Origin of the sequence: Priestia aryabhattai, assembly GCF_023715685.1 — a bacterium.
GTDB lineage: Bacteria > Bacillota > Bacilli > Bacillales > Bacillaceae_H > Priestia > Priestia aryabhattai_B.
Map to the genome: position 1 here is coordinate 1 of NZ_JAMBOQ010000023.1, position 10008 is coordinate 10008.

Below are 10008 nucleotides of genomic sequence, written 5' to 3' on the forward strand. Positions count from 1 at the left end.
GCGACAAGATGTCACATTGGTTTCGATCAAGCTCGCGCAGAGCTACAAATGATGTTTAAAGCAAACTAGTGGGTAACGTTCATAAGAAAAGGACACTCCCATTTACACAAAATTATTGACGGTCCCTAAAATTATCTTACCAAAAGGACTTAAAGTTAAATGATTATAAATTTTTTATTGACTTATTATATCTTTAATAATTTCTTAAAAGGGAAGTAGAAGATAGAGTGGCAGATGATAAAAAATGGAAATTTCAATTTTTTCAGTGTAAGTGAATATTTAGAAGAAACACCAATAGGCGACCTATTCCCTCCGTTAAGAAAGATAAAGCCACCTACACAATTTTTCCATTCATTATTATTTATCCTTTCACTTTTTCTTATTTATAAATTTATTGATTTACATGTTCCTGTTCTAATTGATTTACTACATCCTCCTGACATTCATTGATAAATAGATAAGTAAGGTATGAATGTAAGTCAAATTGTTCTTCCTTAATAAACGTAGAGAAAACCTGTTTATATTCGCTCAATAGTTTGACCTCCTTTATGTAAGTTCCTATTTTTCATTATTGCCCAACTAGCAATCTCTTATACATACAAATTACCAAAGTATTTTGTATGATAAGCCATTTTTATCTTGTACTAGCCCCGCCTCCCGCCTACGCCATATACAGTGACAGCCAAGCTTGCTATCCAACCTAATTCTTATTATATATGTAATCGCTTACAATTTAAATTAAAATAATAGAATATTATGATTTTACAACAATGTTAGGGGAATCATGAAAAATTCTTATAAATGGTTAAAAAAATTAAGTAAGTAGAATATGTCTTTATATGTTAAGTATTGGACCCAAATTAAATTAGCTGTCCGCGAAAGTATACATTTTTAGTTAACATAATGTGCTTTATTGGTTCAAAAAAGGAAGAGGCCTGTCTTTGAGGTTAAAGACAGGCCCCTTCTCATTTAATAATTAAATAAATTCTAAAGGATGTATTAACAAAAATCTAAATTACTCAATAGAATTTTAACATGGCTAAACCATGTCTTATCTAGCTTTAATACAGCAAATTTAATACACATTCAAAAATAAATAAACAAGGTGCATGAATGATAACTTTGTAAAAGCGAGGGGAAACATGAAGAAATTAAATGATGAAACATTATTAGCATCGTATTTTAAAGCAATTGAATTAAAGTTAGATAAAGATTTCATTCTTATTCTTGAAGAAGAATTGAAAAGAAGGGATCTACCCTTCATTACTAAAACAGATAGGAGTAATTAATTCGGAATTACGCTTCTATCTGTTTTTCTTTTTTTACAACCCACATTAAGAATTCTTTTTCTTGATGAGTTAGCTTTCTATTTAAGGATTGTTCAAACTTTAAGACTAATTCTATAAAGCGCTGCATGTTATCCATTTATGTTATAACTCCTTGAGTTTATTTTTAAGTATAGAATAGGGTTAAGGTTTTTGTTCTGTCAAATTTTGTTTGGTTTTAATGCTGAGATCTTTAAAAAGCATAAAAGATAAATGGAGACTAATGATGTTATAGAAAAGAAAAGCCCCAAAGCAGTTTTGAAAACTGACAATAGGACTTTTCTTAGAAAAAGATTAAGGTGTACATTCTTATGTGTTATGCAACGTTGGACTTTTGCATAAATATATTTTAACATAAAAAAATTAGATTAGTAAATGTTTCAGTTAGTGAATATTTGTAGTTTGAAAGCAGGAGAAATAAGTTAGACCTTGTGTAAGAAGGCCAATTTTGTGCAAAGAGATGGAACTTAGACATATTATAAATATATGTAAATAAACAATATATAAAAACCTGTACAATAGAGAAAGATTGAAAAAGATACACAAAGAAATACTAATTTAGGGCTGCTATGCAACCCTTTTATTTTCAATATCTTGTAAATATCATAAATAAAAGGAGAAATGGTTGATGATTATTGTTACAACAGAAAATGTACCAAACTATAAAACAGTAGAAGTAAAGGGTCCTGTATTTGGATTAACTATACGAGCAAGAGGGATTGGGAATGATATTCTTGCTGGATTAAAGGGTCTCATTGGTGGCGAAATTAATCAATATACAGAAATGTTTGAGGACGCACGGAAGCATGCATTAGACCGTATGGTGAAAAATGCCCAAGTGATGGGTGCCAATGCAATAATTATGATGCGATTTGATTCTGGTGAAATTGTAACAACATGAGTGAAATCGTGGCATACGGAACCGCAGTTATTGTAGAAGAGATGTAAAAATGGTGAATTTAATCATTACTTATTATGTAGTGATGAGTGTTGGTATCTTGATTTTAGCTATATTATCATGGCTTATTTGGGATAAACGCTTTCGAAACCGACATGGCCAGGATATACCGAATGGATTTATCCGCACAGATGAAGTTACGGTTGACCCAACAACAAACAAAAAATTACGCGTATATTACAATCATCATACGGGAGAACGGTTTTATAAGGAAGAAAAATGAACTCTATTTCTACTTTACATAATGCTGTCTATTGGAAATCATACAATAAGTAGCGTGTTTAAAAGCTTTTTTATGTACAATCAACCAGAGGATGAAAGGTTTATTGTTGGGAAAAATAAACCCGAAAGGAGTGTACTAAATGAAAAAACAAAAAAACTCAACTGATAACTCAACAATTGCAGAAGGAATAAATACTGAAGATGAATTGCAAAAAGATGCAACCCCAGAGGAAATTTCTAAAGGAGAATATACTAACGTAACGACTCTCTCTTTAGACGAAAATGATCCAAGCTAAATTAACTTAGAACAAATTTTTATTACACCGTTTATTTGAAACGGTGTTTTTATTGATTATTTTTCTCTAGTAATTGTTACTCTATCCAGCATTAAATTAGTTATCACAATGTAATTTATCGGCAACTATATGTTCAAAAGCCCTTTTATCAAGGGCTTTTTGTATACTGTAAACTTAAGTCCTTCATTAAGGCAAAAAGATTATATAGCTTTTTCTACCTCCAGGTACCGTCCTGCTTTTCTTTTTATTCGTTGAATAGCATTATCAATAGACTTTTCAGACATACTTAATACTTTGGAAATTTCTATATATGAATAGTCATTTATATATAAAGCCCATACTCTTTGTTCTAATTTACTAAGTAGCTCGGCTATTTTTTGTTTCTTTTCTTCGAATTCTTCTTGATTGATAAGTAATAATTCCGGATTTGTTATATTTTTTTCGGCTATCATATCAAGAAGCATATAGGCTGCTTCTTGATTAGATAAAGGCTTGTATAGGGAAACATAGGCGTTTAGAGGTCCATGTTTTTGACGAGCAGCTGTTTTAACCGCGGTGAACATCTGTCTCTTAATACAGAGCTCAGCAAATGTTTTAAAAGAGGACATTTTATCCCCTTTAAAATTACGAATGGCCTTATATAGACCAATCATTCCTTCTTGAATAAGGTCTTCCTTATCGCCCCCTCTTAAAAAATAGGTTGATGCCTTCGCTTGAACATTACCCCGATATTTTTTAATTAAAAAGTTTAATGCCTCTTCGTTCCCATAATGAATTAGGTTTAGTAGATCTTCATCTTTATATCTATCGTAATTCTCGATTAATTCAGTTTCGATATTTGTACTCACTCATATCCCTCCGCCAATCTTAGGTGAATTTTAAAAGTATTCTTGGAATAGCAAGCTTAATTCTTTTAAGATTATCTTAGTCAGTAAAAAAAGATTTTTTTAAGACAAAAAACGCCTAGTATAGCCTGGCGCTTCTCTATATACCTTTGATTTTTGGTTATTATTTCTCCATCCCTCTAAAGTATAAGAAACTAGAAATAAAAATGTTGTCGAACCTTGGTAATGCTTTCAAAAAATCTAATCTTTTGTACTTTACAATGATGTATAAGATAAATAAAAATCCTTCTTTAATTTAAGGGAGGGATTTTTAATTTATTAATTGTTTTTAACTTTAAATAATATTTTTGAAATTATAAATGAAATAGGCGCTGCCATAACTGAGGTTAAAAATGTAGAGTTCACGTAATGAGGTTTATTGAAAAATAAGTGTCAGTATGTGTCGAATGGGTAATATAAAAGAAATGACATCAGGAGGGGAGGATATGCTGGATAACTATGAACGTTCCCTATTCCATAGGGAGATTAAAAGTTTAATTGCAGATTATAATAAGTGTAGAGATTTAGCCATTAAGAATGAATTATATCATCAGATAGTACTTCTAAAAAAAGCACTTAAATATAAACGGAATAAGGTCTCAACATGATATAGGCTATCTATTTATTGAGGAAAACGATTTATCTCTCGAATTGAATTGTTTTTCTCTTTTTTATATAAATAGACTTTTAGTCTTTCAAACGAAATAAGGAAGTAATAAAGATGAAATGAAATAAATATCATCCCTAACATGCCTATTCTAGATGATATTTAACTGCTTTCTAGTTTACATAAAGAGTATATGGGGAAATTAATAACATGTAAGTTTTTAATAAAGGGAACATTTTGATTTAGTAACTTATTTAGTGAATAGTGTAGTATCTGGTCTCTACGTGGAGAAATTTTTTCAAAAGTTTCTCCTAACTGAGGGGAACACCCTTAAATAGGAAAAGGCAGACTTAGTTTATTTCCTTAGAGGGGTAAAGCCAACTAAATCTTTTAATAAAGAGATGACCTTTAATGCAAATATTGTAGATGTTAATTATCAGTGGAATTATTGGATGAATCGCTGGTTTAATTATAGGAAATGATGTTCCCAGAGGTATTATTGGTAATCCTATTGCAGGCTTTACTGACGCTTGGTCAGGTGACCTTATATTTGGAGAGTGGGGATCTATTTTGAGTGGGTTTTCCATCATTCCCGCGATTATTTGACTAATTACTTAGTCAAAAGAATAATCATGGTCATCATGCATGAGAAAGAGATAAAATTTAAAATAGAGTAACTAATAACACTAGTCTAATGTTATCTAATTTTATTAGAGAGAACCTATTCAAACTAAATTCTGCCATTATCTATTTGCTCAGTAAAATTGATAAATATGTTGAAAATGAGATAAGAATTTAATGATAAAATAATTGCTTTGCAATAAAAGAACAGAAAAATACAAAAACTGAATTAGAGTATTTTATAAGTGACCTTATAATTCTAATCTCAATTAATGAGGTCGCTTATTATTGGTGTAAATCTTTAAAAAATCATGGGTCGATATATTTTCTTATAATCAATATCAATGATTAATGAATCCATGATATTGATGTTTATATACATTATTGATATTACTAAATAGTGAAAAATAATGTTCCCTTTTTCTAGTTTGTTATAATGAAAGTATATATGGTACGGGGAGGGCAGAGAATTTAAATATGATACTTATTAAAAACAGTGAAGAAGTAATAAGAGAAGCAAAATATCAACTTCACATGACCATGGATGATTATCAAACCAAAATTATCTCTATTTTTGATAAACAACGCATTCTAATGAATCAACGAATTAGATTAATGATTCTTCTGTCTGATATAAAAGAGCAGGCTGTATTAATTGGAAAGCACTCTGCAGCCAAAGGCAGATCAGAATATGAAGGACAGGATCAATTAATTACAGAAGTTATAGATGAAGTTCCTTTTCAGTACAGTAAAGAAACAGTGAGCGATTTGGAAAATAACATACAAATTAGTAAAAGAGAAATCGAAGATATAGCAAAAGAGTGCGGATTAGATACTGAAAAAATAATTAACCTCAAAGCCCTTTTACTTAATTTAAAGGTGTCTAGTTACATAAATGGACATTATGAAATGTATGTAAAAGATAACACTTTATCTGGTAAAAGATCTTAGAACGTTAGGATAAAACGAAGAAAGCTTTACATATAAGTAAAACTAATCAAGGTGTCGTGAGGCATCATTACTTAAACCTAAGATATGTGTAACAGAAAAAACACTGTACGGGAGCAGTGTTTTTTCTGTTTTTAAGCTTTATACTCCATATATCTTTAGTTACCATAATACAGCTTCTACGAAGCCTTTGTTCCGAAGAATATGGTACTTAGTTTGTTTTTCATCTGTTTATTTCCTTAAGACATCCCTACCGCCCAATCAACTGCTGTTTGTGCATGTATTTCCGTTGTATCGAATATAGGTATCGAGATATCACTCTGATTAATTAGTAAGGAAATTTCAGTACAACCTAATATAGCTCCTTCTATTCCATCGTTGATTAAACCATTTATAATTTTTTGATATGCACTTTTGGAATCTGAGTCAATTTTTCCTAAGCACAATTCTTTGTAAATAATATCATGTACAATTTGACACTCTTTTTCACGGGGGATATTAACTTTAAGATTATGATTAGCTATAAGTCGACCTTTATAAAAGTCCTCTTCCATCGTAAACTTTGTTCCAAGCAACCCGACTCTACTAATCCCTTGATCTTTTATTCTCTTAGCTGTGGCATCTGCAATATGTAGAATAGGAATACTAATATCTTTCTGAATATCACTTGCCATTTTATGCATGGTATTTGTACAGATAACTAAAAAGTCGGCTCCACCTTTTTCAATATATTGAGCTCCTCTAATCATTAATTCTGTTGCCTCATCCCATCTATCATGATGTTGTAATTTTTTTATTTCTTCAAAATCTACAGAATACATCACACTTTTAGCAGAGTGATGTCCTCCTAACTTTCTATTTACTGTTTGATTAATAATTCTGTAGTACTCACTTGATGATTCCCAACTCATTCCACCTAATAAGCCTATTGTTTTCAATTTCCCAACCTCCTTTATAGAAAATATTACCACAAATTAAGTTTGTTTCAGCGTGAACATCATAAACAACAGTAGTTACCATAATCACTCTTTCCGGAACACATACCAAAAACGATTCCTTGGTACACAAGGGCTCGTTCGCTTTTCCTTTTTCTTGTTTATACACGGTTTTATACATCATTGATTTAAAGGTCTTTTCTCAGTACCCAAGTGAACAGAAAATGTATAAAATTCCTGACTTATATGTTCTAGTCTCTTGAAAAAACTCCTTTGTATATACTGTTGTGAATAAAACATTATTATGGTATAAACCTACTATAATATAACAAATCAGGTAATTTATATGTTCAAGAGGAAAGAATTTTTGATTTTATTTATTGTATTAATTTCTATTGGTTTTTTCTTTTTTATACTCAAAGACGATGGAGAAATCAAAAGAGATAATATAGAAATAGGATATAAAACAAATGATGAATCTCAACAAATTATTGACCCACAAAATAAAGTGGATCGAAACAAGGAGCTAATTGTCTCTATACATTTTAAAGACAATTCGGGAAAAGAAAAACAAAATAAAAAGTTTGTACTAAAATTAGCTAATATCAAGGATAAAAGCAATATTTTAATGGAAGAAACTATTCCTAATGACGAGGGTACTTCGGGATATGAATTTAAAATTAGTCCAGGGAAACTCTCTGCAGGAAAATATCAATTTTCTTTGTATAGAGATAATAATTTGAGCGTAGAAAAAGTCTTTACATTCAAATGATAAAGAATACGTTGTCCGTAAAAGTATACTTTTACGAACATATAATTTTCTATTTTTTAGAATGTGATTATTGATATAAAAAAGAAGCCACTACGATAGTTTGGCTTCTTTTCACGTGCACAACGAATTTAGTTACTATTTTCGTTAGACCACTTGTCATCATTATCAATCCATTTGTTCTTATTTAAATCAAAAGATTCTATATCATCATGAAAATCTAGATAAACAGGCAGCTTTATTCCATTATCACCGGCTTTATTCCAACAAGAAATAAACCAGTTTATAATCAATTCTTTCTCAGCAGCAGATATTTCTTCTTCATTTTGCTCATAAAAATCCCAAAATTCATCTGAATGCTCGTCGGCTAGCTCATAGTATTCAAACTCTTCAAGTAACTCATAACTTCCTGAAAAAATGGCACGATCGTTCCCTTCATAGAAAACTTCGTTCGCTTCATCGTCCATAGAAAACATCATAATAGACAAATCAAATGGCTGGATAAAAATTTCAAAGTCCAGTAAATCAATGCCCTTATAATAATGAAAATTATGTACTTTTTCGATATTGTTAATTAACTTATCTTCATTTTGCTCAAGTATTTTCTTTAATGAACCAATATATGAATCAACCGTAAATAACTTATCACTTTTATTTTCCTCTTTTGTATGCTTCCAAGTATCAAAACGCTCATTAATCTTTGTTTTAATAGCCTCATAATTATTCCACGTATCTTCTACCTTATAAAGGGATTCTATATGAGGAAATATAGCTTCATAATCATCTAAATAAGTTCCTTTATCGAAATCAAAATAATCTTTTGTAAAGGCCTTTCCTTCTGCATTCAGCATATCGCTGGCAAAGACGCCATCCCATTCCATGTATACTTCTGTTCCAGTCATGTTCTTTTGTTTAAACTTTATGATCTCCTGTGCAGCTTCTTCTTTAAATTCTTTGCTATATAAATTTTCTTCAATAATCCAACCGAGATACATTCCAGTATGAACGAATGCCTGTTTTTCACTCAAGTTACTCGGAAAATCTCCTTCATAATGCCATTTAGCTTTATCATAGACGGTTGTCATGGCCTTTTCCTCTTTCTCTATATCTTCTATTAAGGTAGTTTCTTCTTGTTCACGAATACTTTTTTTATTTAATGAGTCTTCGCAGCCTTGCAGGAACAAAATAATAAACACAAAAAATGGAATACACTTTAATTTATACAAAATTCCCTCCATGAATTACATTAAAAGTAAACGATATACTGCATTATATACTGTAGAGGTTAAACTATATATATTTTAACTAATGAAAATAGGAGTATAGTAAAAAAATGTAGTTTCTAAAAAGATAGTTTAGCTTAATCATTCTTTGCGACTATAACTAATTTTTAATTGTTTTGGCTCTAATGGGGGTACACGAAATAATTGCTTTAGAAAATCATCGAAAGTGTCTGCTATTTTGATATGCTCCCATTCTGTAGTATCGTATGTTGAAGCTGAGAAGTTTTCTGCGATATATATAACAGCAGGGTCTTGTGATCTACTACGGTAATCTAACACGACCCAATAGTGAAAATCAGTCCACAACACCACAAATTTACCGGTGAGTTTGACTTCTTTTAATAATTCTTCGGAAGACAAGATACTCATATCATCATTTTCAAAATGTATAGGATCAATCTCACTAATCCTTGCCCTTTCCCCATAAGGAATGCTTTCTGTATCTCCATCGGGTAATATAAAGTATGGATAGTTTAATCCCCCACCATTTTTTATTTTCATTAAATCCACTAATGAACTAGGTAACTTAACGTCTAAAATAATTTCGGTTTTCTTTATTATTTCATCATTTATCGGATAATCTATACGCTTATATTTACTATCGTCGCTCCAAAAGTTTTCGCTCTGATAAAATTCTTTTTTCAAAAGTTCACCTTCTTTATTGTAATTTTTATAAACTTTATACCTTTGCTTCTAAAATATTTTCTAGATCATCTAAGGTCCCCTTAATCAATCCTTCTAAATCCTCAATCTGGTTTAATTCCGTAACAAGGTAAAAATTCACGCGGGTTTTATCTGGAATTTCTAATTTATACTCTATAGGTAACATAACTCTCATTATAAAAACTAAAATAAAAAGCCCCCTCATCCTATTGGCATTGGAGTAAGGCGACTTTTTTAGGGATACTATGAAACATAATTGATTTAGCAAATAAATATTACCATGTTCTTACTCTAAATACTATCTTTTCTGGGGGTTAGCATATGTATAAAAAGCTGTATACTCCGGAAAAAGAACCCTCGGCGGAACCGTGGGACTGACCCCCTATAGTGAGACAAATAAAAAACACCTTTAAGTTAAAAAACGGGTATATACTACCTAACAATCACTTGGAGGTGTTTTTTCTATGGGGACAAGAGTTAGTTATCCAGCAGAGGTA

Annotated in this window: 10 protein-coding genes and 2 pseudogenes; 6 read left to right on the plus strand and 6 right to left on the minus strand. The window is 30.7% G+C overall.

The genetic code is table 11. From position 1 onward, the window contains the following. Positions 1–391 precede the first annotated feature (391 nt). Complete coding sequence (locus M3225_RS28505; RefSeq protein ID WP_251400676.1) at positions 392–532, minus strand: hypothetical protein; 141 nt, start codon at positions 530–532, stop codon at positions 392–394. A 610-nt stretch (positions 533–1142) separates the two neighbouring features. On the opposite strand from M3225_RS28505, the gene M3225_RS28510 reads away from it, so the two are divergent. Then, entirely contained in the window at positions 1143–1289 is a 147-nt protein-coding gene (locus M3225_RS28510; protein WP_251400678.1) for a sporulation histidine kinase inhibitor Sda, read from the plus strand. A gap of 7 nt (positions 1290–1296) precedes the next feature. Here M3225_RS28510 and M3225_RS29745 read toward each other — a convergent pair whose 3' ends face one another. After that, on the minus strand, positions 1297–1425 hold the full coding sequence (locus M3225_RS29745; RefSeq protein WP_285886151.1) for a hypothetical protein: 129 nt from the start codon (positions 1423–1425) through the stop codon (positions 1297–1299). Between the two features lie 528 nt (positions 1426–1953). Between M3225_RS29745 and M3225_RS28515 the strand changes: the two are divergent. From M3225_RS28515 to M3225_RS28525, 3 genes and pseudogenes are all read left to right on the plus strand, one after another. Continuing rightward, a pseudogene (locus M3225_RS28515) lies at positions 1954–2273 on the plus strand (YbjQ family protein). Between the two features lie 2 nt (positions 2274–2275). Further along, entirely contained in the window at positions 2276–2506 is a 231-nt protein-coding gene (locus M3225_RS28520; protein ID WP_251400680.1) for a hypothetical protein, read from the plus strand. Between the two features lie 139 nt (positions 2507–2645). After that, positions 2646–2801, plus strand: a complete 156-nt coding sequence (locus M3225_RS28525) for a hypothetical protein (RefSeq protein ID WP_251400682.1) — start codon at positions 2646–2648, stop codon at positions 2799–2801. Between the two features lie 200 nt (positions 2802–3001). On the opposite strand, the gene sigH is transcribed toward M3225_RS28525, so the two are convergent. Next, on the minus strand, positions 3002–3649 hold the full coding sequence (gene sigH / locus M3225_RS28530) for an RNA polymerase sporulation sigma factor SigH (RefSeq protein WP_251400684.1): 648 nt from the start codon (positions 3647–3649) through the stop codon (positions 3002–3004). A gap of 1741 nt (positions 3650–5390) precedes the next feature. On the opposite strand from sigH, the gene M3225_RS28535 reads away from it, so the two are divergent. Then, positions 5391–5864 carry a hypothetical protein gene (locus M3225_RS28535; protein WP_251400686.1) on the plus strand — a complete coding sequence of 158 codons (474 nt, stop codon included), beginning with the start codon at positions 5391–5393 and terminating at the stop codon, positions 5862–5864. Positions 5865–6100: 236 nt separating this feature from the next. Here M3225_RS28535 and M3225_RS28540 read toward each other — a convergent pair whose 3' ends face one another. After that, a complete protein-coding gene (locus M3225_RS28540) occupies positions 6101–6799 on the minus strand; it encodes an aspartate/glutamate racemase family protein (protein WP_251400688.1) in 699 nt (232 codons plus the stop codon). Positions 6800–7163: 364 nt separating this feature from the next. Here M3225_RS28540 and M3225_RS28545 point away from each other — a divergent pair, with 364 nt between their 5' ends. Beyond that, positions 7164–7568 carry a hypothetical protein gene (locus tag M3225_RS28545; RefSeq protein WP_251400689.1) on the plus strand — a complete coding sequence of 135 codons (405 nt, stop codon included), beginning with the start codon at positions 7164–7166 and terminating at the stop codon, positions 7566–7568. Positions 7569–8227: 659 nt separating this feature from the next. Here M3225_RS28545 and M3225_RS28555 read toward each other — a convergent pair. Next, positions 8228–8650: pseudogene (locus M3225_RS28555) on the minus strand (DUF7832 domain-containing protein); the annotation flags it as partial. Positions 8651–8929: 279 nt separating this feature from the next. Then, a complete protein-coding gene (locus tag M3225_RS28560; protein WP_251400691.1) occupies positions 8930–9493 on the minus strand; it encodes an SMI1/KNR4 family protein in 564 nt (187 codons plus the stop codon). Between the last annotated feature and the right edge of the window lie 515 nt (positions 9494–10008).

Bases quoted from the DNA above. Each gene is read 5' to 3' on its own strand.
- M3225_RS28510 (WP_251400678.1), top strand. From the start codon at position 1,143: ATGAAGAAATTAAATGATGAAACATTATTAGCATCGTATTTTAAAGCA.
- M3225_RS29745 (WP_285886151.1), bottom strand. From the start codon at position 1,425: ATGGATAACATGCAGCGCTTTATAGAATTAGTCTTAAAGTTTGAACAA.
- M3225_RS28520 (WP_251400680.1), top strand. From the start codon at position 2,276: ATGGTGAATTTAATCATTACTTATTATGTAGTGATGAGTGTTGGTATC.
- M3225_RS28525 (WP_251400682.1), top strand. From the start codon at position 2,646: ATGAAAAAACAAAAAAACTCAACTGATAACTCAACAATTGCAGAAGGA.
- M3225_RS28535 (WP_251400686.1), top strand. From the start codon at position 5,391: ATGATACTTATTAAAAACAGTGAAGAAGTAATAAGAGAAGCAAAATAT.